This window comes from Rhizobium sp. PP-F2F-G48 (assembly GCF_004342335.1).
In the GTDB taxonomy this organism is placed as follows: Bacteria; Pseudomonadota; Alphaproteobacteria; order Rhizobiales; family Rhizobiaceae; genus Ferranicluibacter.
Map to the genome: position 1 here is coordinate 256512 of NZ_SLVH01000003.1, position 22366 is coordinate 278877.

The following is a 22366-nucleotide window of genomic DNA, read 5'->3' on the forward strand; positions in this document are numbered from 1 at the left end:
CGGCGCGACTATCCTGACCATCTGACCAGATGGGAGGTTTTCCATGCCCAACAATCTCGCGAAACCCCGGACCTGGAAACTTGAGGACGCAAAAGCGCGCTTCAGCGAAGTCGTCCGGCGGGCACGAAGCGAAGGTCCGCAACGCGTGACCGTGCGGGGGCGCGACAGCGTCGTCATCATCAGCGTCGAGGAGCACGAGCGGCTGACGGGATCTCAACCACGGCAAAGCTTCGTGGAATTCATGGAAGGACTTGGTCTTCACGGGTTTGACCTCGATCTTGAGCGGGAAGACGACCGGGGACGGGACGTCGAGCTGTGATCGGCTGGCTTCTGGATACCAACGTCATCGCCTCTCTCCTCAGCCCCAACGGCGCTCTCTCCGTCCAGACCTGGGCCGACACACAGAAAGAGGACTTCTTCTATATCAGCATCCTGACGCTTGCCGAATACGACAAAGGCATCGAAAACCTCCGTGACGACAATTTGAACCGGCATCGTTATACTGCTGCCCGCAACGAATTGGAGATGCGCTTTTCAGGCAGAGTTCTTTCGCTTGATGATGCAACCATACGCCGCTGGGGAGCCATCTCGGGGCGCGTAAAACAGATAACCGGCCATACCCCACCGGTCATCGACACAATGCTTGCAGCCCAGGCTCAAGAGAAAAATCTCTATCTCGTGACACGCAATGTCAGGGATGTCGAAAGAAGCGGTGCGGCGGTCTTCAACCCCTGGAAGGATGACGTCGCGCAATTTCCTCTCCGCAGCCGCTGAGGCTCGATCAAAAACACAGCCCCCGATCGATCGGCGTGATGCCCGAGAGGGTGGGCGCTTGCGCCTTTAACGGGCAGTCGTTTGGATGTAGACAAGAGATCGCGCTGCAATGAGGATCATCGGCATGAAACGTACGTTCTTCGTGAGAGCCGTCTGGGATGCGGAGGCCGGGGTTTTCGTGTCCGAGAGCGACATCGAGGGCCTGCATATCGAAGCGGACGATCTCGACGCCTTTCAGGCCATCACGGCGGACACCGCGATCGAGTTGATCGTCAACAACCACATGTCCCTGCCCGAACTGGCGACGACGCCGCTGAAGGACCTGATCCCCGCGATCGTCTGGCAGGCACCGGTCCTGCCGGTCGCGGCCTGATGCCGGCTACGACGGCAAACTCTGATCGTCCGTTTGGCTGATCGCCCCCTAGAAACACAGCCCCAGATCGATCGGCCCGAGCGGCGTGACGCCCGAGAGGAGGGCGCGGGCTTCGGCGTCGTCCTGTTTCATCTGGACGATCAGCGGGTCGAGGCCGTCGAATTTCAGCTCGTCGCGCAGGTGGCCGAAGAAGGAGACCGAGGCCACTTCGCCGTAGAGATCGCCGGAGAAATCGAACAGGAAGGTTTCGAGCAGCGCTTCGCCGTCGCTGGTGACCGTGGGGCGCCGGCCGAAGCTTGCGACGGCGTCGTGTAGGGAACCGTCGGCGCGGCGGAAACGGACGGCGTAGATGCCGTTCTTCAGGCAGACGCCGGGGTCGAGACGCATGTTGGCCGTGGGATAGCCGAGCGTGCGGCCGAGCCGCTTGCCGCCGATGACCTCGGCCTCCACCGTGTAGCGATAGCCCAGCAGGGCGGCGGCCTGCGCCACGTCGCCTTCGACGAGAAGGCTGCGCACGCGGCTCGACGAGACGACGTCGGCGTTTTCGTCGCGGAAGGCATCGACCAGGGTCACGCCAAAGCCGTTGTCGGCGCCGGCCTTCATCAGGAAGGCGGGTCCGCCTTCCCGTCCCTTGCCGAAATGGAAATCGAAGCCGGTGACGACATGGCCGGCTTTCAGCCAGTCCATCAGCACGTCGCGAATGAAATCATGGGCCGACATCTGCGAAAAGCTGCGATCGAACGGATATTCGATGACGGCGGCAAAGCCCATGCCTTCGAGGATGCGCGCCTTGAGCGGCGCCGGCGTCAGGCGGAAGACGGGCTCGTCCGGCCGGAACACGGCGCGAGGGTGCGGCTCGAAGGTCAGAACGAGCGCGGGCACGCCGAGCGTGCGGGCCTCGGCCAGCGCGCGATCGAGCACCGACTGGTGACCGCGATGGACGCCGTCGAAATTTCCAATGGCGATGACGCCGCCGTGGAGAGTGGCAGGGAGAGGATTCCTGGTCTCGTTGCGGTGAAAGACTGTCATGTCACGCGAGCCGCGGCATCCACCATTTCGGCGTCGCGCCCTCCTTTTTCAGGAAGGCGGCGAGCTTCGCTTCATCGGTCTTTTCGCCGGTCATGTATTCGGCATTGTGGATGCCGGCGCCGATATAGAGCACGTCGATGCCGCTGTCCTGCGCGCCGCGAACGTCGGTCGGCATGCCGTCGCCGATGGCGATGACGCGGGCGCCGTCGAGCGCGCCGCGCACGGCCCTGGCTTCGCCGAGCGCGGCGCGATAGATCGGCTTGTGCGGCTTGCCGGCGATCCGCGCCTCGCCGCCCAGTTCCTCGTAAAGCTTGGCGATGGCGCCGGCGCAGGGGATCAGCCGCTCGCCGCGCTCGACCACGAGGTCCGGATTGGCGCAGATGAAGGGCAGGTTGCGCTTGACGAGGGCCGAGAGCGTGGCGCGGTAATCGTCGGGCGTCTCGGTCTCGTCGTCGAAGAAGCCGGCGCAGACGATGATCTCGGCATCTTCGGAGGCGACGATATCGACGCCCAGGCCCGCCAGCAGCGGAAAGTCGCGGTCGGAGCCGATGAAGTAGATCTTTTTCGGGCCGGCCGCGATCAGCGCGCGGGTGACGTCGCCGGAGGTGACGATGCGGTCATAGGCGGCATCGGGCACGCCAAGGCCGCGGATCTGGACAATGACGCCGGGATGAGGGCGCGGCGAATTGGTGACGAGCACCACGGTCAGGCCGCGACTGCGGGCGTCCGTCAGGGCTTCGCAGGCCGAGCGAAAGGCCGCGACGCCATTGTGGAGCACGCCCCAGACGTCGCATAGCACCACGTCATAGCGGTTTGCGATGTCGCGAAAGCTGTTGATGCGAACGGCCATGCAGGCTTCCCATTGAGACTTCTGTCGGCTGACATCGCAAGGACGTCACCAAAAGACAAGCCTAAACGCGGCAATCGCCTCTCTTATCCGCCGCATTCCTGCGGAAATACCCTCTTCTGCCGCCTCACAGCAGCGAGACGAGCAAGCCACCGGCAGCGCAGACGCTCAGCGTGGCGACCACGCCCAGGCGCGCGACGAACAGCAGGCCGGCCGCCAGAAGTGCGAGAAGGGCCGCCCGGGGATCGAAGGAGGCAAGGTCGGGCACGGACAGGACCAGGGGTCCGAGCCGGACCGGCTGCACGCGCGCAAACAGCACATGCAAAGCGAACCAGACCGCGAGGTTGAGGATGACGCCCACCACGGCCGCCGAGATCGCCGCCATGGCCGCGACCGCCATCCGGTTGCCGCGCAGCCGCTCGACCGAGGGGGCGCCGAGAAAGATGAGGGCAAAGCAGGGCACGAAGGTGACCCAGGTGGCGACCAGTCCGCCGATGAGACCGGAGACCACGGGATCGAGGCCTATGGGCGGCACGCGGAAGGCGGCCATGAAACCGACGAAGGTGAGCACCAGCACCAGCGGCCCCGGCGTGGTTTCCGCCAGCGCCAGGCCGTCCAGCATTTCGCCCGGACGCAGCCAGTGATGCGTTTCCACCGCCTGCTGGGCGACATAGGCAAGCACCGCATAGGCCCCGCCGAAGGTGACGACGGCCATTTTGGAAAAGAAGATGTGGAGGGCGGCAAAGACGCTGTCTTCACCCCAGAGAAGAACGATGAGACCGAGCGGCGCGACCCAGAGCCCGGCCCAGACGGCGACGAGCGCCAGCGTCTGCGGCCAGGTGCGGGCCGGGCCTGCCACGTCTCCCATTGATGCATTCGCCGCCTGGCGACCGGCCGTGAGGAGACCGAACAGGCCGGCCGCGAGAATGACCAGCGGGAACGGCACGGAGAAGACGAACAGACAGACGAAGGCGAGCGTCGCGATCACGCGCGCCACGGTCGTCTTCAGTGCCCTTCGGGCCAGACGCAGCAGGGCTTCGACAACGATCGCGAGGACCGCGGCTTTCAGGCCGAAGAAGACGGCCGAGAGCATGCCCGTCTGGTGGTAGAGCGCGTAGAGCGTCGAAAGGCCGAGGAGAACGCAAAGGCCGGGCAGCACGAAGAAGAGGCCGGCCACGAGGCCGCCGCGCGTGCCGTGCAGCAGCCAGCCGATATAGATGGCGAGCTGCTGCGCCTCCGGGCCCGGCAGCAGCATGCAATAGTTCAGGGCATGCAGGAAACGGTCCTCATCCACCCAGCGCCGGGTCTCCACCACCTCGCGGTGCATCAGGGCAATCTGCCCGGCGGGGCCGCCGAAACTGAGGAAGCCGATGCGCGCCCAGACACGCGCGGCTTCTGCGAAAGCGGGGCGAATGGCCACCTCCCGCTCTGTGGAAACATCGTTTTGACCATCCCGGGACGGGCCGAACTTCCGGGCTGTCGCATTCGTGCCGTGTTGATCGTTCATGTTGCCCCAGCGATTCCCGATCCGCGCGCCGACCGTTGCGTGCGACGCGCATCCGGCCCCATGTCGCGCACCGTCCCTACGACGGTCTCATGACAGGCTGCCGACAGAAACGACGGCCTCAACCTTGACTCCGGCAGAAACCACCCTTATCTCAGCCTTGCTAGCACTCGACATACCGGAGTGCTAACAGATCGATGGATCCCGAGAGATCCCAGCGTCATTTGATCGAGGGAAAAGACAATGACAAGCACTACATTCCGCCCCCTGCACGACCGCGTCGTCGTCCGTCGCGTCGAATCCGAAGCCAAGACCAAGGGCGGCATCATCATTCCCGACACCGCCAAGGAAAAGCCGCAGGAAGGCGAAATCGTCGCCGTCGGCTCCGGCGCGCGTGACGATAGCGGCAAGGTCGTTCCTTTGGACGTCAAGGCCGGCGACCGCATCCTGTTCGGCAAGTGGTCGGGCACGGAAGTCAAGCTTAACGGCGAAGACCTGCTGATCATGAAGGAATCCGACATCATGGGCGTTATCGCCTGATATCGGCCCTGCCTCCGGCAGTTTCTTCGTACAATCCGACGACACTTAAAATTTGGGCTTTTGCCCGGGAGTTTTCAAAATGGCAGCTAAAGAAGTAAAATTCGGCCGCACCGCGCGCGAAAAGATGCTGCGCGGCGTCGATGTCCTCGCTGATGCCGTCAAGGTCACGCTGGGCCCCAAGGGCCGCAACGTCGTCATCGACAAGTCCTTCGGCGCACCGCGCATCACCAAGGACGGCGTTTCCGTCGCCAAGGAAATCGAACTGGAAGACAAGTTCGAGAACATGGGCGCACAGCTCGTTCGCGAAGTCGCATCCAAGACCAACGACATCGCCGGTGACGGCACCACGACCGCAACCGTTCTGGCCCAGGCGATCGTTCGCGAAGGCAACAAGGCCGTTGCAGCCGGCATGAACCCGATGGACCTGAAGCGCGGCATCGACCTCGCCGTTCTCGCCGTCGTCAAGGACCTGCAGGCCAAGGCAAAGCCGATCTCCACGTCGGAAGAAGTCGCACAGGTCGGCACGATCTCGGCAAACGGCGACAAGCAGGTCGGCGCCGATATCGCCGAAGCCATGCAGAAGGTCGGCAACGAGGGTGTCATCACCGTCGAGGAAGCCAAAACCGCGGAAACCGAACTCGAAGTCGTCGAAGGCATGCAGTTCGACCGCGGCTACCTCAGCCCCTACTTCGTGACCAACCCGGAAAAGATGCTGGCCGAGCTTGAGGACGTCTACGTTCTCCTGCACGAAAAGAAGCTTTCGAACCTGCAGGCCATGCTTCCGGTTCTCGAAGCCGTCGTCCAGACCGGCAAGCCGCTCCTGATCATCGCTGAAGACGTCGAAGGCGAAGCTCTTGCAACGCTCGTCGTCAACAAGCTGCGTGGCGGCCTCAAGATCGCTGCCGTCAAGGCTCCGGGCTTCGGCGACCGCCGCAAGGCCATGCTGGAAGACATCGCCGTCCTGACGGGTGGCACGGTCATCTCCGAAGACATCGGCATCAAGCTCGAGAACGTCACGCTCGAAATGCTCGGCCGTACCAAGAAGGTCTCGATCTCCAAGGAGAACACGACCATCGTCGACGGTGCCGGCGCCAAGAACGAGATCGAAGGCCGCGTTGCCCAGATCAAGGCGCAGATCGAAGAGACCTCTTCGGATTACGACCGCGAAAAGCTTCAGGAACGTCTGGCCAAGCTCGCCGGTGGCGTTGCCGTCATCCGCGTCGGCGGCTCGACGGAAATCGAAGTCAAGGAACGCAAGGACCGCATCGACGACGCGCTGAACGCAACGCGTGCAGCCGTTCAGGAAGGCATCGTCCCCGGCGGCGGCGTCGCCCTGCTGCGTTGCTCGGCTGTTCTCAACGTCAAGGGCGAGAATGCCGACCAGGACGCCGGCGTTGCCATCGTTCGTCGCGCGCTCCAGTCGCTCGTTCGCCAGATCGCCGACAATGCCGGTGACGAAGCCTCGATCGTGGTCGGCAAGATCCTCGAGAAGAACGACGACAACTACGGCTACAACGCCCAGACGTCCGAATATGGCGACATGATCGCCATGGGCATCGTCGACCCGGTCAAGGTCGTGCGCACGGCGCTGCAGAACGCAGCCTCGGTCGCCTCGCTCCTGATCACCACCGAAGCCATGATCGCCGAGCTCCCCAAGAAGGACGCCCAGATGGGCGGCGGCATGCCCGACATGGGCGGCATGGGCGGCATGATGTAATCCATCCGGAAACGGATCGATGGAATGAGGGGCGGTCCGCGAGGGCCGCCCTTTTTTCGTCGATGGGTATTCGGCTTTCGCTTCTTTTGCTAATATTCGCTACCCCATCGACCCGCGCGCGCCATCGAAAGGTTGCCATGATGCCGATGCCATCCGGACTGTTCATCGCCGGCACGTCTCATGTCGGAAAGTCGTCTCTCGCGGCGCGGCTCGGGGGCAGCCTCGGCTGGACGGTCATCTCGACCGACGATCTCGGGCGTCACCCCGGGCGACCCTGGCCGGAGGTGAAGCCTCAGGTCGCGGAGTTCTACACCGGTCTCTCGCCCGAGACCGCCCACTGGTTCCTGAAGGTCCATCACGAGAACATGTGGCCGCGCCTGCTTCAGGCCATCGAATGGCAGGAGACCCTGGAGGAGCCTTTCATCCTGGAAGGTGCCGCCCTTCGGCCGGACTATCTCTCGACGCTCGACCTTGCCCGGTACAGGATCGTCTTCCTGCAGGCGCCCGATGCCGTCTTGCGACAGCGTGTGGAAACCGCCTCCGATTACGACCACGCAACGTCCGAACGCAAGCACCTCATCGATCGCTTCATCGAACGATCGATTCTGGACAATCATGCCTTGAGCGCCGGTTTCGACGCACTCGGCGTGCCGGCGACGGACGCGGACGCATCGACCATCGACGCCCTGGCAGCCGACATAACCGCGCGTCTCCGGCAATAGCTGTCGCCCGGCGGAACCTCCTCCCCGCGTGAACGTTTAGCGAACAGAACGTTCACAGGAGCAGTCCATGTCCGACAAGACCATTGCCAACGACACATCTTCCAACACTGAGAAAAACCCCGACGATTGGGTCAGCGGCGACGAGCCGATGACGGGAGCGCAGCGGTCCTATCTGCAGACGCTGTCGGAGCAGGCACACCAGCCGGACCAGTTTGCCGAGGACATCACCAAGGCGGAGGCGTCCAAGCGGATCGACGCGCTGCGCGGCAAGCTCGATCTCGGCGAATAAGACAGGATCAGGCGACGAGAAGTGCCTTGAGGTCGGTGGCGGGGTTTTCGATGGCGGCCTTGTCCGGCGTCGCCCCCATCTCGATCAGTTTCTTCCCCACGACATACGCTTTGGCATCGTTGATCGCATCCACCGCGATCAGCCTGCCCTGGCGGTAATACCACACGGAAGCGCTGCCCGGCCTTTGCCCGGCGCGCGTGATCGTTTCGTCATGCCCGAGGCCGAAGCCGGCGATCTGCAGCTTGACGTCGTATTGATCCGACCAGAACCAGGGCTTTGGATGATACGGCGTCGGCGTGCCCCCGATGGTCGCGGCAATCGCTTCCGCCTGATCCACCGCGTTCTGCACCGATTCCAGGCGGATCAGCATGTCGGCAAAGGGCAACACGGCGCAATCGCCCATCGCGAAGACCGAGGGGTCGCTCGAGCGGCCGTGGATATCCACGATAACGCCGTTTGCCGTCTCGATACCGGCGTCGTGGGCGATGCGATCGTTGGCGGACACGCCGATGCCGACGATGACGAGATCGACGTCGATGGTCGTGCCGTCCGAAAGTTCGGCACCGACGACGCGGCCGTCTTTTTCCACGAGATGCGTCAGACCGGTGCCCTCCCGCAGATCCACGCCGCGAGAGAGGTGCAGCGCGCGCAAAATGTCCGACGTTGCCGAGGCCGCGACGCGCTGGACGATGCGGTCGGCCATTTCGATCAGCGTGACCTCGAGCCCCAGCGTGCGGGCGACGGCCGCCGCCTCCAGCCCGATATAGCCGCCGCCGATGATCAGCACGCGACGGCCGGGGCGCATCGCCTCGGCCAGCCGGTCGGCATCGCCGAAATCGCGCAGGGTGAAGACGCCATCAAGCGCGCCGCCGACGCTGTCGGCCAGATGCCGTGGCGTGGCGCCGGTCGCAAGCGCCAGCGTGTGGTAGGAAAGCCTCGTGCCGTCGCTCAGGATCACGGATTTCGCCGCGCGGTCGATGGCGGTCACGCGGGTGGCGAGCCGGAGGTCGATCGCCTGCTCGGCATACCAGCTTTCCGGCCGATATTGCAGGCGGTCGAGCGTCATCTCACGAAGCAGATATTTCTTCGACAGCGGCGGGCGCTGATAGGGCAGGCTCGGCTCGTCCGAAATCAGCGTGATCGGACGGCTATCCTTCAGCGCCCGAAGCCGCGCGATCAGCGCGAAGGCCGCCTGCCCGCCGCCGACCACGACGAGCCGGTCGTCCTGCACTCCGATCCCGCCTAGCTCTTCCGCCACGCCGTCCTCCCTTCGCATCGTTCCGCCCGTGACCTATCCCGTCACGAGCGGGAGCGTCAATGCAGGAGAGAAAGCGCTTCTGATCAATCCCGCTTGGGGATCTCCATGCCCTTCTGGACGGCCGGGCGCTGCAGCGCGCGATCGACCCAGGCGACAACGTTCGGGAAGCTCGCATAGTCGAGCACCTGATCGCCGCCATAGAATTTGCGGGCGCCGTCGATCCAGGGGAAGGTCGAGATATCGGCAATGGTGTAGTCATCGCCCATCAGCCATTGGCGGCCTTCGAGGCGCGCTTCGAGCACCGACAGCAACCGCTTGGATTCGTCGCGGTAGCGCTCCATCGGATAGGAATTGTTGGCGACCTTGTCGGCGGCGAACTTGTAGAAATGACCGAACTGGCCGAACATCGGTCCGACGCCGCCCATCTGGAACATGACCCAGGCCAGCGTCTCGTAACGCCCGGCAGCAGACGTCGGGAAAAGTTTTCCGGTCTTCTCGGCGAGATAGATGAGGACGGCACCCGACTCGAACAGGCCGATCGGCTTTCCCTCGGGACCGTTCGGATCGATGATCGCGGGGATGCGGCCGTTCGGGTTCAGCGACAGGAATTCCGACGACTTCTGGTCGTTGGTGCCGAAGGAAACGAGGTGCGGCTCATAGTCCAGCCCGAGTTCTTCGAGCGCGATCGAGACCTTCACGCCATTCGGCGTCGGCAGCGAATAGAGCTGGATGGCGTCTGGACGGGTGGCGGGCCAGCGGGTGGTGATGGGGAAGGAAGAGAGATCGGCCATATGAAACGGGTTCCTTGGAAAGGGTTGCGGTTTCACATAGGTGTGATGGGGCGGGATGTCAGCGGGCGATCCGGAATATACCGCCGAGATCGATCGCGAGCCTATCCGCAGATGCCGATTTCGAGCGGACGTCTCAGCCGTGCATCGACCGCACGGCAGCCTGGAATTCCGGCGCGCCGCCCTTTTTCCAGAAGTTTTCGGACGTCGTGTCCAGAAAGGCGCGGAAGAGGCTGCGGGCATCCTCCCGGCAGGTTCCGCCGACGATCTCGATCGTGCGGGCGGCATGTCGAGATGGAGATGGATCAAGGCGAACGGCGGCGCATCCGCCATAGGCATCCTCCATGGCGAAGACCAGCCGGGAAATGGGCAGATGCAGCAATGTGCCAAAGCACATGATGCAGGGCTCGAGCGTGGTATAGAGCGCCAAACCGTCCGTTCGCGCGAAACTGCGACTGCCATCGAAGACGCGGTGGAAGAGGTTCATCTCCGCATGATGGAGCTCGCTCGACTGCATCGACTTATGCGCACGGCCGACAATCTCTTCCCCGACGCACAAGACCGCACCGACCGGAAAGATACCGATGTCCAAAGCCGCTCGCGCTTCGGCAAGCGCCTCTGCCATCATTCGCTCTTCCAGCGTCCGCATCATGACACGCTCCCCTCGCCCCGTTTAACCCCGCAAAGCCGCCTGCACCCGCTCCACGATCTCCCTGATCCGCGCGTCCCCATCATGCTCCGGCTTGCGGGCGCGGACGAGGCAGGCTTGGGAGGGCAGGATGATGCCGTCGGAGAGGATTTTGAGGTGGTTGGCCTTCAAGGTCGAGCCGGTGGAGGTGATGTCGACGATGATATCGGCGGAGCCGGAGGCCGGCGCGCCTTCTGTGGCGCCGAGGCTTTCGACGATGCGATAAAGCTGGATGCCGTGGCTGCCGGAAAAGTGCTGCTGGGTCAGGCGCCAGTATTTGGTGGCGATGGCAAGCCGGCGGCCGTGGCGGCTGCGGAACTCCGCCGCGACATCGCCGAGATCGGCCATGGTGTCGACGTCGAGCCAGATATCCGGCACGGCGACGACGACATCGGCATGGCCGAAGCCGAGGCGGGCGCAGAAGTCGACGCGCTCGTCGGCATCCGCAAGGCCCTCGCGCACGAGGTCTTCGCCCGTCACGCCGAAATCCACGGCGCCAGCGCCGATCTCGCGGGAGATCTCCGACGCCGACAGGAAAGCGATCTCGACATCGTCCATGCCCTCGACGCGACCGCGATAGGAGCGGTCGTTGCCGACGGTGGATATTTTTAGCCCGGCGCGCTCGAAGATGGCGGAGGCCTCGTCCTTCATGCGGCCCTTGGAGGGGAGCCCGATGGTGATGGTCATGCCGGCTCTCCCGATCTGCGCGTGCGCAGCGTGTCGATGCGATCGAGCCACAGCGAGAAGCCGACGGCCGGGATGTGGCTCTCGGCGCCCAGCAACGTCATCAGCCGGTCGAAGCGCCCGCCGCCGGCAAGCACCTCGCCGCCGGCGGCAGTTATTTCGAAGACCATGCCGGTGTAGTAATCGAGCGGGCGGCCGAAGGCGGCGCGGTAGGTCATGGCGGAGAGATCGGCACCGGCATTGGAGAGCGCGGCGAGACGCGCGTCGAAAGCGGCGATCGCCGGGCCGAGTTTCAGATCCGCGGCATCGGCAAAGCCGGCGAGTGCGGCGGACGCCTCGGCGAGCGGCAGGCGCAGCGTCAGGAATTCGCGCAGCAGCAGCAGGGCCGAACCGTCGAGCCGCGTCTCGGCCAGCGCGCGCTTTTCCTTCAGCCGCCGGGCGATCTCGGCCGGCGAGCGGCTGGCATTGGTGGAGTATCCGGTCTCCTCCATCCGGCTTTCGAGACGGGCGATCAGATCGTCCTCCCGGTCTGCCGACAGCAGGGCCTCGATCTCGGGATCGAGGCCGGCCACGGGCTGCGGGCGGGCCAGCCGGTCGAGCAGCGCTTCGAGATGCGCGGCGTCGCCAAAGGCGTGGATCAGCCGTTTCTGCCAGCCGACCGGCAGGCCGAGGGCGGCGACCACGGCCTCGAACACGGCCTGATCGCCGAGTGTCAGGGAAAGGTTTCGGCCTTTCAGAACGAGGCGCAGGATCTCCATTGCGTCGACAATGGCGCGCGCATCGGCACTGGCCACGTCCCGCTCCCCGAGATCCTCGATGCCGGCCTGATAGAACTCCTCCGCGCCGCCGCGGCGCTGGCGGAAGACCTCGCCGAGATAGGCATAGCGCTTCGGCGTGCCGGTGGCCGTGGCGATGTGGCGCAGGCAGACGGGAATGGTGAACTCCGGCCGTAGGCAGAGGCTCGTCCCGGTCTCGCTCGCGGTGAGAAAGATCCGCCGACGCAGGTCCTCGCCCGCCATGTCGAGAAAGGGATCGGCCGGCTGGATGACCGGCGTATGCACCCGCTCGGCCCGCCGGGCCGTGAAGGCTGCGAGAAGGTCCGGGGCGAAATCGGGCATGTCGGAGAGGGTCATGGATGTGCGGTTCCCGGGGGCGTGCGGGCGAGGTTGAAGGGCTGGAAGCGCGGTGCCGTCGTGGGGATGCTGCCCCTCATCCGCCTGCCGGCACCTTCTCCCCGCAAGCGGGGAGAAGGAAGGCCGGTGCGGGTTCCCCGCAGGCGGAGAGAAGATAGGGTGTGATAGGCGCCCTGCTTTCGAGGTGAAGAGCCGGTGTGGCTGAGCTCTTCGGCGATCATGGCGGGTGTGTGTGCCGCGTCCCCTCGCCCCGCTTGCGGGGAGAGGGTTAGGGTGAGGGGCTCTGCGGTCGAGGCGATCGGGGACACGCGGGTCAGCCTGCCGCCCGGTCGCGGTCCTGCTTCTGGGCCTCCAGCATCTCGCGGACTTTTTCGACAAGCTTGGCTTCCGGCACCGAGACCTGGGCGACGCGGGCCTCGCGCCAGGTGGCGTTGTCCTCGATCTCGCCGGAAAGGCGCTTGCCCTCGATCAGGTCCTTGATCACGACTTCCTCCTTCTCGAGCTCGTCGCCGCCCTGGATGATGGCCAGAGGCGCGCCGCGACGGTCGGCATATTTCAGCTGGTCGCCGAAATTCTTCTTGTTGCCCTGATACATTTCGGCGCGGATGCCGGCGTGACGCAGCGCCTGGGTGAAGCGCTGGTAGCGGCCGAGCGCTTCGATGTCGCGATCCATGACGCAGACGACGACCGGGGCGAGGATCTCGTCCTCCCCCAGCTTGCCGAGGTTCTTCAGCGCCGTCATCAGGCGGGAGACGCCGATGGAGAAGCCGGTGGCGGGCACGGGCTGGCCCATGAAGCGGGAGACGAGGCCATCATAACGACCGCCGCCGCCGACCGAGCCGAAGACGACGCTTTCGCCCTTTTCGTTGGGCACGGGGAAGGTCAGTTCAGCTTCGAAGACGGGACCGGTGTAGTATTCGAGGCCGCGGACCACGGAGGGGTCGATGCTAATCCTTTTTGTCCCATAGCCGCATGAATAGAAAATCTCCGCCATAGCTCGAAGTTCTTTGATTCCTTCAATCAACGTAGCGTTACGGCTATCTTGGTAGTACGGTTGCCTCGTTTCAATTTCTGCAGCCTCACTCCAGTCAGTCAACATTTGCAAGTTGCACCGAACATTATCCGTACTGTGAGCATCCAACATATCACCGGCAAGTTCTGGCGAAAAACTATCCTTCGGGGCAATACGATTGACGTTCGCAGTAGTGAACCACATTAGAGTCGATATCTGATTGACATCGAGCCCCACCCCCTTGGTAAAGTCCCCAGACTGATCCTTTCGCCCTTGCCCCAGCAAAAGTTCCACACCTTCTCGACCAAACTTATCCAGCTTGTCTAGAGCACGTAAGACGCTAAGTCGCCGATCAGCACTTTCATCATTGCCAAGACCAATAAGCTCAAGAACCCCATCGAGCACCTTTCGGTTATTGATCCGGATCTTGTATTTCTCGCGCGCAATGCCCAGCGCCTCCATCGTATCCGCCATCATCATGCACATCTCGGCATCCGCCTGGACGCCGGCGGCGCCCACCGTGTCGGCGTCGAACTGCATGAACTGGCGGAAGCGGCCGGGGCCGGGTTTTTCGTTGCGGAAGACCCAGCCGGCGCGGAAGGTGCGATAGGGCAGCTGGATCTCGTTGAAGTTCTCCGCGACATGGCGGGCGAGCGGCGCGGTGAGGTCGTAGCGCAGCGACATCCACTGGTCGTCGTCGTCCTTCAGCGAGAAGACGCCTTCGTTGGGGCGGTCGCTGTCGGGCAGGAACTTGCCGAGCGCATCGGTATATTCGAACAGCGGCGTTTCCACGGGATCGAAGCCGTAGCGCTCGTAGACCTCGCGGATTTTGGCGACCATGCCATCGACGGCGCGGATGTCGGCGGCGGAGCGATCGACGAAGCCGCGCGGCAGGCGGGCCTTGAGCTTCTGAGGCTTCTTCTTCTTGTCGTTCATGGCGTTTCGACCGTCTCGTTTGCGGTTGGAAAGTCCGTTCATTGGCTTGGCGCCTTCCCTAACCGATCACGGGCAGAGCGGCAAGGCTGGCCGGGCGGCCCGAAGACGGCGCGAAGGCAGACGAGGCGGGCTTCCCTTCGGGCAGATCCTGCTTATGTTGAGGCGATGCGCGCCTTCGTCCTCGCCCTTTCCGTGCTTTGCGCCATCCTGTCGGGATGGACCTCCGCCATGGCGCAGGCGCAGGGGCTCGCCCATGGGGACGGCATCGCCGGATCTCATGCCGTTCACGACGACGGCAACCGGCATTCGGGATCGCCCGATTGCCCGAGCGGCTGTCACGCCTCAACCAAGGGCACGCATCCCATGCTCTGTTCGGCCTGTTTCGCGCTGGAAGTCGAGGCCGGCGATATCGGCCGGCTTGCCCTGGCGCCGCAGCGCCTGCGCCCGGCCGTCGAGCTTCCGCTGATCGCCCTAACGCCGGAGCCCGCGGCGCCACCACCCAGATCCGCCCTTTCGACCTGATCGGCATATCCATCCTATCGAAAGGACAGACCATGTTTCAAAAGATGACCGTCGGCGCCGCCACGATCGCGCTTCTCTCGCTCGCGCCCGCCCTCGCCTTCGCGCAGGACGCGGCCAAACCCATGGATCACAGCCAGATGAACCATGAGGCCATGTCGGGCGACAAGACGACGCCCAAGGGCGACCAGGGGCCTTCGAGCCAGGCCTTTGCCAAGGCGAACGCCAGGATGCACGAGGGCATGGCCATCGCCTATACGGGCAAGGCCGATGTCGATTTTGCCAAGGGCATGATCGCGCATCACCAGGGCGCCATCGACATGGCGAAGGTGGAGCTGGAATTCGGCACCGATCCCGATCTTCGCGCGCTGGCGCAGGAGGTGATCGCGGCGCAGGAAACCGAGATCGCCCGGATGAAGACCTGGCTTGCCAAAAACGGCGGCTGAACGGGAACAGAGAGAGGCGTGGGGCCGGCAATGCCTGGCCCCACGCCGCGCAGCGCACCATGGGGGACGCCGCTTGAGGAGGAGACGGGAATGAAGCGTTTCAAGACGATCGCCGGCGTGCTCTGCCTGCTCGTGGGACTGATCTGGATTTTGCAGGGCGCCAATCTGATGGGTGGAAGCTTCATGACCGGCCAGACGCAGTGGCTGGTCATCGGCATCGTCGTCGCCCTTGTCGGCATCGTGCTTCTGGCAAGCGGGCGGCGGGGTCGCACGCTCTGACATCCGTTAGGGCCGGACGAAGCTGGCCCGCAGGTCCTCGATCGGCTGCCGGCAGATGCAGCCTTCGATATGGTCGTTGACGAGGCCCATGGCCTGCATGAAGGCATAGACGGTGGTCGGGCCGACGAAGGTCCAGCCGCGTTTCTTCAGGTCCTTGGAGATCCGCACCGACACCGGCGTTGTCGGGTTGGCGGCGATTTCGGCGTGGGTGACGTTTGAGGGCCGCTCGTGCAGGGCCGGCTCGAAACGCCAGAAATAGCGGGCGAGCGTGCCGAATTCGGCGCGCATGTCCTGTGCGCGGCGGGCATTGTTGATGGTCGAGACGATCTTGCCGCGATGGCGCACGATGCCGGCATCCGCGACGCAGCGGGCGATGTCCTCCTCGCCGAAATCGGCCACGGCATCGATGTCGAAGCCGGCAAAGGCGGCGCGGAAGGAGTCGCGCTTCCTGAGGATCGTCAGCCAGGACAGGCCGGACTGGAAGCCCTCAAGGCAGATCTTTTCGAACAGCCTGATATCCTCCGTCACCGGGCGGCCCCATTCCGCGTCGTGGTAGCGCAGATAATCCGGAAGATTGCCGTGCCAGGCGCAGCGGGTCTGTCCGTCCGGGCCGGCGATCAGGCCCTTGGGTGTCTCGATCTCGCTCATCGCATTCGCCCCTCTTCTGCCCGCAATCGGCACGCTTCACGCTTCGTCAACCATTTTTCGAAAGCACGCAATAACCCTACCGAAGACTTTCACAGGCGGGCCACCCGTTCTGCAATGTCCGTTTACGCTTCCTATCCCGCTCCGGTGTCAGGCTCTCCCCCACAAGCCGGATGGACCGGCCGAGCCTTCGCCGCGCGCCAGAACGAGAGCCACCCCGTCATGAAGACATTGCTGATCCTCACCACTCTCCTTTCCGTTGCCGTCACCGATATCGGCGCCGGCTTCGCGCAGGCCGCGGAGCGCTACGGCAACCGCCCGCCGGTCATCGTCAGCCCGGACCTGACGGCCCCCTGGCTGATGCAGCTCGGGGCCGCGCCCCGGACCGTGCTGGGCCGTGTGGACGAGCGGCGCGTTCTGCGCCAGCGCGCCGTCGGCGACCAGCCGCGCGTCGTCTACCGCGAACGCTCCGGGATCTTCGCGCCGCGCCAGCAGGTGATCTACCAGCGACCCGCCGTCCAGCGGGCCGCGCCGCTGGTGCGCTCCGCCGGCATGGTGGCGCCGCAGCGCCCCGTGCGGCCGATCGATCCGCAGTTCCTGCCGCAGACCGTCGCCTACGAGACCCGCGAGCGTCCCGGCACGATCGTCATCGATACCAACAGCCGCTTCCTCTATCTCGTCACCGGCAAGGGCGAGGCCCGGCGCTATGGCGTCGGCGTCGGCAAGCCGGGCTTCGAATGGGCGGGCGCGCACAAGGTGACGCGCAAGGCGGAATGGCCGACCTGGCGCCCGCCATCCGAAATGATCGCCCGCGAAGCTGCCAAGGGCCACTATCTCCCCGCCAGCATGGAGGGCGGCCCGGCAAATCCGCTCGGCGCGCGCGCCATGTATCTCGGCTCCACCCTCTACCGCATTCACGGCACCAACGCGCCCTGGACGATCGGCTATGCCGTGTCCTCCGGCTGCATCCGCATGCGCAACGAGGACGTGACCGACCTTTACGAGCGGGTCGACGTGGGAACGCGGGTCATCGTCCAGTAAGGCAGGCCAGATGCGGGGGGCCACGGGCGTAAGCCGGTTTCGACGCCGCATCGTGCTTTTTCAGCAACAATCGTCCTCGACATGACCTCGGGGACGATCACATTCGATCCATGTCGCACGGTCCGATCTTGCGGGATGCGTGCGATCGAATAGCGTTTCCCCGATGCGTTGCGCGTCTGCCGGCCCTTCGAGAGGGGTTGGCGGCGCGACCGGCGGGCTTGAGAGGGAGAGACATTCATGACGACGAAACGGGGACGTGCGGCAGGTGCGGCACTTGCGGCAGCGCTGCTCTTCGGCGGCGCGGGCGCGGCATCGGCAACGATGATCGAGCGGCCGGCGGCAACCATCGGGCAGAGCGACGTGACGACGGTCGCCGCGTCGCAGCGCAAGCCGGCGCGCGAATTCTGGCGCACCAAGGTGCGGCTGCGCACCGACGAGGCCCCCGGCACCATCATCGTCGATACCAACCACAAATATCTCTACTACGTCGAAGGCAACAACAAGGCGACCCGCTACGGCATCGGCGTCGGCCGCGAAGGCTTCGGCTGGTCGGGCGTGGTGAAGGTGCAGCGCAAGGCCGAATGGCCCGGCTGGACGCCGCCGGCGGAAATGATCGCCCGCGAGCGCAAGAACGGCCATATCCTGCCGGCCTTTATGGAAGGCGGCGTCAACAACCCGCTCGGCGCCCGCGCCCTCTATCTCTACAAGGGCCGGAACGACAGCGGCTTCCGCATTCACGGCACCAACCAGCCCTGGACCATCGGCCAGAACATGTCCTCCGGCTGTATCCGCATGATGAACCAGGACGTCGAGCATCTCTACGACCGCGCCTCGATCGGCGCCAAGGTGATCGTGGTCGGCCCCGGCAACAAGCAGGGCGAAGTCTCCTACGACGACCGCGGCATCGACCTGCTGCGCACCATTTTCGGCGGCTGATCGACCGACCGGACATCATCGGGACCGGCCGGCATGACGCCGGTCGGTTCCGTTTCGTTTTGTTCCGTCGCCGTGTCCGACGTTAAAACGGGACGTTTTGGCTGGACATGCTCGATGAGGAGAAACGCGTGGCGGACGAGCCGGTCGAAATGTTCTCCGCCATCCACCAGAGCCGGGCGGCCGATGAGATCGTCCAGCGCATCGAGACGCTGATCCTCGACGGCGTGCTGCGCGACGGCGACCGGCTGCCGGGCGAGCGCGACCTTGCCGCCCGCTTCGACGTCTCGCGACCGATTCTGCGGGAGGCCCTGAAGACGCTCGAGACGCGCGGCCTGCTCGTCAGTCGGCACGGCGGCGGCACCTTCGTCGCCGATATCATCGGCGAGATCTTTTCGCAGCCCATGCGCGCCCTGATCGTGCGCCATGAAAAGGCGGCGCGCGACTATCTCGACTACCGACGCGAAATCGAAGGCCTGACCGCCGAGCGCGCCGCGCGCCATGCGACGGAGGCCGACCGGGAGAGCCTGACCCGGATCGTGACGCGCATGCGGGCGGCACGCGATGCCGACGACCGCGACAGCGGCCTGCGCGCCGATATCGATTTTCACATGACGGTCGGCGAAAGCGCGCACAACGTCATTCTGCTACACACGCTCAGGTCGTGCTACCGACTTTTGGAGCAGGATATTTTCTTTAGTCGGACAACGGTTTTCCAGGCCCCCGGAGCCGCCGATCGGCTGCTGGAGCAGCATGAGGCGATCCATGCGGCCATTCTGGCGGCGGACCCTGCCGGCGCGCGCCGCGCTGCAGAGCAGCATATCGATTTCGTGATATCGGCAAGCCTGGATGCGCATCGTGCCGAGGATCGGGCGAGAATTTCAAGGCTGCGCCTGCTGGAAAGGCCTCGGGATTGAAATGCGCCATTTGACGTCGCATATGTGATAGTAGATGCCGGTGTGCGACCATGTCGGCGCAAGATTGCAGGCATAGTGTTCCTTATCGATTTGCACCAGTTTGCGATGGACTGTGACAACGTCCGCGTTCATTTGTATTTCTGACGTGCCGAGAAGGGTGCGAATCGAAATTTCCCCCTGCGTCCGGATCAATCTCCCCGCGTCAGGGTTAGACCGAGCGCCGGCAGGCCTCACATGCCGTTTTCGGCAAGCGCAATTCCTGACGAGACCGCTTCCGACGAAAGAGCTACAGATCATTGACCATACTCGATAGCATCGTTTCCGAAGTCCGCCTGATGTTCCGCCGACCCGAGCGCATACAGTTTGCTGCGCTGTGCTATCGGTTCCGGAAGAAAAGTGCTGTGCCGGAAATGCTGCTGATCACGAGCCGGGATACCGGCCGCTGGGTCATTCCGAAGGGCTGGCCGATGGAGGGCAAGGCGTCCCACGAGGTTGCGGCGCGCGAGGCCTGGGAAGAGGCCGGCGTGAAGGGCGAGCCGTCGGCCGACCCCGTCGGCAGCTTCACCTACGAGAAGGGCATGAGCAAAGGCCTGAAGATCCAGTGCCGCGTGCATGTCTATCCGGTCGTGGTGTTCGACATGGCGAAGCGTTTTCCCGAAAAAGGTTCGCGCACGCTGGAATGGGTGACCTTTACGGAGGCCGCCGGTCGCGTCGCGGAACCGGGCCTGCGCAAGCTCATCCTCGACTACCAGACCCAGCTTCTCGCCACCCTGCAGCCGCCGCTCGAAGCGGCCCGCAGCGCCGCGCAATAAGGCATCCCAGCGTGTCCGGCGTCGTTTCGGCGTCCCGGCCGTTGGCAAGCGTCGCGCGAGCCTTACTTTCTACGGATAGCGGAACGAAAGAGATGGCGCTTGCCACAGCGCGGCTTTCCTGCGTCGTCCCCGAGATCGGATTAGACTTCGGGACGAAACGATGATGCAGGTGGAAATGCTGGAGCGACGCGGGATCGGGCGGCGGCGGGCGATGAGGACTGATGATGGGGAAGACGGCACCGTCGCTTGAGAAATCGACACTCGACAAGGACCTCGACAAGCTGACGCTGAACGAGGAGGCGTCGCAATTCGTCCTGAAGGGCTCGGTCGGCCTCGGGCTCGGCTTCATCTTTCTCGTCTTCGTCATGATCGTCGCGGCGAGCGCGGTGTCGCAGGCGCCCGGTGCCATCATCGTCATCGCGGCGGCCGCCATTGCCGGCTACATGGCGATGAACATCGGCGCGAACGACGTGACGAACAATGTGGGTGCCGCCGTCGGCGCTCGGGCGATGACCATGACCGGCGCCCTGGTGATCGCCGCGATCTTCGAGATTGCCGGCGCGCTCTTTGCCGGCGGGCGGGTGGTCTCGACCATCGAGGGCGGGCTGGTCGATGCCGCAGCCTTTACCGACAGCCAGACGCTGGTCTGGGTCATGATGTCGGCGCTGATCTCCGCTGCGGTCTGGATCAACATCGCGACTTGGTGCAGCGCGCCGATTTCCACCACGCATGCCATCGTCGGCAGCATTCTGGGCGCCGGCGTTGCCGCCGTCGGATTTTCGTCGGTGCAATGGCTCTCGCTCGGCGGCATCACGCTCAGCTGGATGCTGTCGCCCTTTCTCGGCGGCGGCGTGGCAGCCGGCCTTCTGCTCTTCATCAAGACGTTCATCATCTACCGGGAAGACAAGATCGCCGGGGCGGTGTTCTGGATCCCGATCCTGCTGGCCTTCATGGGCGGCATCTTCACCGTCTATTTCGCGCTGATCGGCCTCGACCGGGTCTATGAGGTGACGCTCGTTGACGGCCTCGGCGCGGGCCTGGCCGCCGGCGTGCTCGTCTATCTCGTCACACGCCGCACGGTCGCGCGCCGGGCGGTGGGGCTCGAAAACCGCAACCAGTCGCTTCGGCCGCTGTTTCACCTGCCGCTTGTGGTCTCGGCCGCCCTGCTCTCCTTCGCGCACGGCTCCAACGACGTCTCCAACGCGGTCGGGCCGCTCTCGGCCATCGTCGCCAATGTCGGCAGGTCGGTGCCGGGGGAAACCGCGGCCGTCGCCTTCTGGGTGTTGCTGATCGGCGCGCTCGGCATTTCGGCCGGGCTGCTGCTCTATGGGCCGAAGCTCATCCGCGTGGTCGGCGAGGAAATCACCAAGCTCAATCCGGTGCGCGCCTTCTGCGTGGCGCTCGCCACCGCCATCACCGTCATCCTCGCCTCGACCCTCGGCCTGCCGGTCAGCACGACCCACATCGCCGTCGGCGCCGTGTTCGGCATCGGCTTCTTCCGCGAATGGTACACCCGCAATTCCAAGCTGCGGCTGGACTATGTCCGGCGGAAGACCGGCCAGTCGGACTTCCAGCTGCGGGCCGAGCATGGTGCGGACGAGACGCGGCGGCGGCAGCTCGTGCGGCGTTCGCATTTCCTGACGATCGTCGGCGCCTGGATCATCACGGTTCCCGCTTCCGCCCTGCTCTCCGCGCTCCTCTACATTCTCTTCTCCGCGATCTTTCTGTAGAAGCGTGTCATGAGAGCCAATTTTCGCATGCAGCGCCTGTTCGTCGCGCCGGATCTTGCACCCGGCATCGCGGTGGAGACGACCAAGGACCAGTTCAATTACCTCGCCAATGTGCTGCGCATGGAGGAGGGTCGCGACCTCCTGCTGTTCAACGGGCGCGACGGCGAATGGCGGGCGGAGATTGCCATGCCGACCCGCAAGCGAATGGCGCTGATCCCGCAGGAGCAGACCCGGCCGCAGTCCCCCCTGCCCGATCTCCATTATCTCTTTGCCCCGCTGAAGGTGGGCAGGCTCGACTATCTCGTGCAGAAGGCGGTGGAGATGGGCGCGGGGCTCTTGCAGCCGGTGATGACGCAGCATGTGCAGGGGCGCATCTCCAGCCTCGAGCGGCTGCAGGCCAATGTGATCGAGGCGGCCGAGCAATGCGGCGTGCTGGCGGTGCCCGAGGTGCGCGAGCCGGTGCGGCTGGAAGGCCTGCTGGACGCCTGGCCGGGCGACCGGCGCATCCTCTTCTGCGACGAGGGGGATGCGGGCGACAATCCGCTGCCCGTGCTGCAGGGGCTGACCGACGCCCGCTATGCGCTGCTGGTCGGGCCGGAGGGCGGTTTCTCGGACGCGGAGCGGGCTCGCCTGCGGGGTCTCGACATCGTGACGGCCATCCCGCTCGGGCCGCGCATCCTGCGCGCCGACACGGCCGCCGTCGCCGCCATGGCGATCATCCAGGCGACGCTGGGCGACTGGCGCTGAAAG

Annotated in this window: 26 protein-coding genes; 16 read left to right on the forward strand and 10 right to left on the reverse strand. The window is 64.7% G+C overall.

Features of this window, described 5'->3' with window-relative positions; all coding sequences use genetic code 11:
- Positions 1–43 precede the first annotated feature (43 nt).
- The 3 genes from C8J36_RS09090 (at position 44) to C8J36_RS09100 (ending at position 1147) form a co-directional block, all read left to right on the forward strand.
- On the forward strand, positions 44–319 hold the full coding sequence (locus C8J36_RS09090) for a type II toxin-antitoxin system Phd/YefM family antitoxin (RefSeq protein WP_132534273.1): 276 nt from the start codon (positions 44–46) through the stop codon (positions 317–319).
- Complete coding sequence (locus C8J36_RS09095; RefSeq protein ID WP_132534275.1) at positions 316–774, forward strand: type II toxin-antitoxin system VapC family toxin; 459 nt, start codon at positions 316–318, stop codon at positions 772–774. Before C8J36_RS09090 ends, C8J36_RS09095 begins: the two co-directional genes overlap by 4 nt.
- A gap of 124 nt (positions 775–898) precedes the next feature.
- Positions 899–1147, forward strand: coding sequence for a DUF1902 domain-containing protein (locus tag C8J36_RS09100; protein WP_245506506.1), 249 nt, complete (start codon positions 899–901; stop codon positions 1145–1147).
- Positions 1148–1195: 48 nt separating this feature from the next.
- Here C8J36_RS09100 and C8J36_RS09105 read toward each other — a convergent pair whose 3' ends face one another.
- The 3 genes from C8J36_RS09105 to chrA all read right to left on the reverse strand — a co-directional run bounded on the left by C8J36_RS09105 (position 1196) and on the right by chrA (position 4443).
- Complete coding sequence (locus C8J36_RS09105) at positions 1196–2176, reverse strand: bifunctional riboflavin kinase/FAD synthetase (protein ID WP_132534277.1); 981 nt, start codon at positions 2174–2176, stop codon at positions 1196–1198.
- Position 2177: 1 nt separating this feature from the next.
- Positions 2178–3026 (reverse strand): TIGR01459 family HAD-type hydrolase, encoded by an 849-nt coding sequence (locus C8J36_RS09110; RefSeq protein WP_062594547.1) that lies wholly within the window; start codon positions 3024–3026, stop codon positions 2178–2180.
- Between the two features lie 124 nt (positions 3027–3150).
- Complete coding sequence (gene chrA / locus C8J36_RS09115; RefSeq protein ID WP_245506507.1) at positions 3151–4443, reverse strand: chromate efflux transporter; 1293 nt, start codon at positions 4441–4443, stop codon at positions 3151–3153.
- A gap of 327 nt (positions 4444–4770) precedes the next feature.
- Here chrA and groES point away from each other — a divergent pair, with 327 nt between their 5' ends.
- The 4 genes from groES to C8J36_RS09135 all read left to right on the forward strand — a co-directional run bounded on the left by groES (position 4771) and on the right by C8J36_RS09135 (position 7795).
- The gene (gene groES, locus C8J36_RS09120; protein ID WP_062469756.1) at positions 4771–5067 is read left to right on the forward strand and encodes a co-chaperone GroES; all 297 of its coding nucleotides are present in this window, start codon (positions 4771–4773) and stop codon (positions 5065–5067) included.
- A gap of 79 nt (positions 5068–5146) precedes the next feature.
- Complete coding sequence (gene groL / locus C8J36_RS09125; RefSeq protein ID WP_062594545.1) at positions 5147–6784, forward strand: chaperonin GroEL; 1638 nt, start codon at positions 5147–5149, stop codon at positions 6782–6784.
- 137 nt (positions 6785–6921) lie between these two features.
- Entirely contained in the window at positions 6922–7506 is a 585-nt protein-coding gene (locus tag C8J36_RS09130) for a hypothetical protein (RefSeq protein ID WP_132534281.1), read from the forward strand.
- A 67-nt stretch (positions 7507–7573) separates the two neighbouring features.
- Positions 7574–7795 (forward strand): DUF3072 domain-containing protein, encoded by a 222-nt coding sequence (locus C8J36_RS09135; RefSeq protein ID WP_132534283.1) that lies wholly within the window; start codon positions 7574–7576, stop codon positions 7793–7795.
- A 7-nt stretch (positions 7796–7802) separates the two neighbouring features.
- Here the strand turns inward: C8J36_RS09135 and C8J36_RS09140 are convergent, their stop codons facing one another.
- The 6 genes from C8J36_RS09140 to hisS all read right to left on the reverse strand — a co-directional run bounded on the left by C8J36_RS09140 (position 7803) and on the right by hisS (position 14294).
- Positions 7803–9053 (reverse strand): FAD-dependent oxidoreductase, encoded by a 1251-nt coding sequence (locus tag C8J36_RS09140; RefSeq protein ID WP_245506508.1) that lies wholly within the window; start codon positions 9051–9053, stop codon positions 7803–7805.
- Between the two features lie 83 nt (positions 9054–9136).
- Complete coding sequence (locus C8J36_RS09145; protein WP_132534286.1) at positions 9137–9844, reverse strand: glutathione binding-like protein; 708 nt, start codon at positions 9842–9844, stop codon at positions 9137–9139.
- A 133-nt stretch (positions 9845–9977) separates the two neighbouring features.
- Positions 9978–10493: a deaminase gene (locus C8J36_RS09150; protein ID WP_132534288.1), complete on the reverse strand. Its 516-nt coding sequence runs from the start codon at positions 10491–10493 to the stop codon at positions 9978–9980.
- Between the two features lie 21 nt (positions 10494–10514).
- The gene (gene hisG, locus C8J36_RS09155) at positions 10515–11216 is read right to left on the reverse strand and encodes an ATP phosphoribosyltransferase (protein WP_132534290.1); all 702 of its coding nucleotides are present in this window, start codon (positions 11214–11216) and stop codon (positions 10515–10517) included.
- Entirely contained in the window at positions 11213–12346 is a 1134-nt protein-coding gene (locus C8J36_RS09160) for an ATP phosphoribosyltransferase regulatory subunit (RefSeq protein ID WP_132534292.1), read from the reverse strand. Before C8J36_RS09160 ends, hisG begins: the two co-directional genes overlap by 4 nt.
- A 313-nt stretch (positions 12347–12659) precedes the next feature.
- Entirely contained in the window at positions 12660–14294 is a 1635-nt protein-coding gene (hisS, locus tag C8J36_RS09165) for a histidine--tRNA ligase (protein ID WP_132534294.1), read from the reverse strand.
- A gap of 165 nt (positions 14295–14459) precedes the next feature.
- Here hisS and C8J36_RS09170 point away from each other — a divergent pair, with 165 nt between their 5' ends.
- The 3 genes from C8J36_RS09170 (at position 14460) to C8J36_RS09180 (ending at position 15538) form a co-directional block, all read left to right on the forward strand.
- Positions 14460–14816, forward strand: a complete 357-nt coding sequence (locus tag C8J36_RS09170; RefSeq protein ID WP_132534296.1) for a hypothetical protein — start codon at positions 14460–14462, stop codon at positions 14814–14816.
- A 122-nt stretch (positions 14817–14938) separates the two neighbouring features.
- Positions 14939–15259 carry a DUF305 domain-containing protein gene (locus C8J36_RS09175; protein ID WP_245506528.1) on the forward strand — a complete coding sequence of 107 codons (321 nt, stop codon included), beginning with the start codon at positions 14939–14941 and terminating at the stop codon, positions 15257–15259.
- A gap of 90 nt (positions 15260–15349) precedes the next feature.
- Positions 15350–15538 carry a hypothetical protein gene (locus tag C8J36_RS09180; protein WP_062594535.1) on the forward strand — a complete coding sequence of 63 codons (189 nt, stop codon included), beginning with the start codon at positions 15350–15352 and terminating at the stop codon, positions 15536–15538.
- A gap of 6 nt (positions 15539–15544) precedes the next feature.
- Here C8J36_RS09180 and C8J36_RS09185 read toward each other — a convergent pair whose 3' ends face one another.
- Positions 15545–16186 (reverse strand): DNA-3-methyladenine glycosylase I, encoded by a 642-nt coding sequence (locus C8J36_RS09185; protein ID WP_132534300.1) that lies wholly within the window; start codon positions 16184–16186, stop codon positions 15545–15547.
- 219 nt (positions 16187–16405) lie between these two features.
- On the opposite strand from C8J36_RS09185, the gene C8J36_RS09190 reads away from it, so the two are divergent.
- The 6 genes from C8J36_RS09190 (at position 16406) to C8J36_RS09215 (ending at position 22363) form a co-directional block, all read left to right on the forward strand.
- Positions 16406–17224: a L,D-transpeptidase gene (locus C8J36_RS09190; RefSeq protein ID WP_132534302.1), complete on the forward strand. Its 819-nt coding sequence runs from the start codon at positions 16406–16408 to the stop codon at positions 17222–17224.
- A 237-nt stretch (positions 17225–17461) separates the two neighbouring features.
- The gene (locus C8J36_RS09195) at positions 17462–18160 is read left to right on the forward strand and encodes a L,D-transpeptidase (protein WP_132534304.1); all 699 of its coding nucleotides are present in this window, start codon (positions 17462–17464) and stop codon (positions 18158–18160) included.
- Between the two features lie 128 nt (positions 18161–18288).
- Complete coding sequence (locus C8J36_RS09200; protein ID WP_245506509.1) at positions 18289–19074, forward strand: FadR/GntR family transcriptional regulator; 786 nt, start codon at positions 18289–18291, stop codon at positions 19072–19074.
- Positions 19075–19409: 335 nt separating this feature from the next.
- Entirely contained in the window at positions 19410–19886 is a 477-nt protein-coding gene (locus C8J36_RS09205) for an NUDIX hydrolase (protein WP_062594899.1), read from the forward strand.
- Between the two features lie 224 nt (positions 19887–20110).
- Positions 20111–21616 (forward strand): inorganic phosphate transporter, encoded by a 1506-nt coding sequence (locus C8J36_RS09210; RefSeq protein ID WP_132534940.1) that lies wholly within the window; start codon positions 20111–20113, stop codon positions 21614–21616.
- Between the two features lie 9 nt (positions 21617–21625).
- Positions 21626–22363: a 16S rRNA (uracil(1498)-N(3))-methyltransferase gene (locus tag C8J36_RS09215; protein WP_132534308.1), complete on the forward strand. Its 738-nt coding sequence runs from the start codon at positions 21626–21628 to the stop codon at positions 22361–22363.
- The last annotated feature ends 3 nt before the right edge of the window (positions 22364–22366 follow it).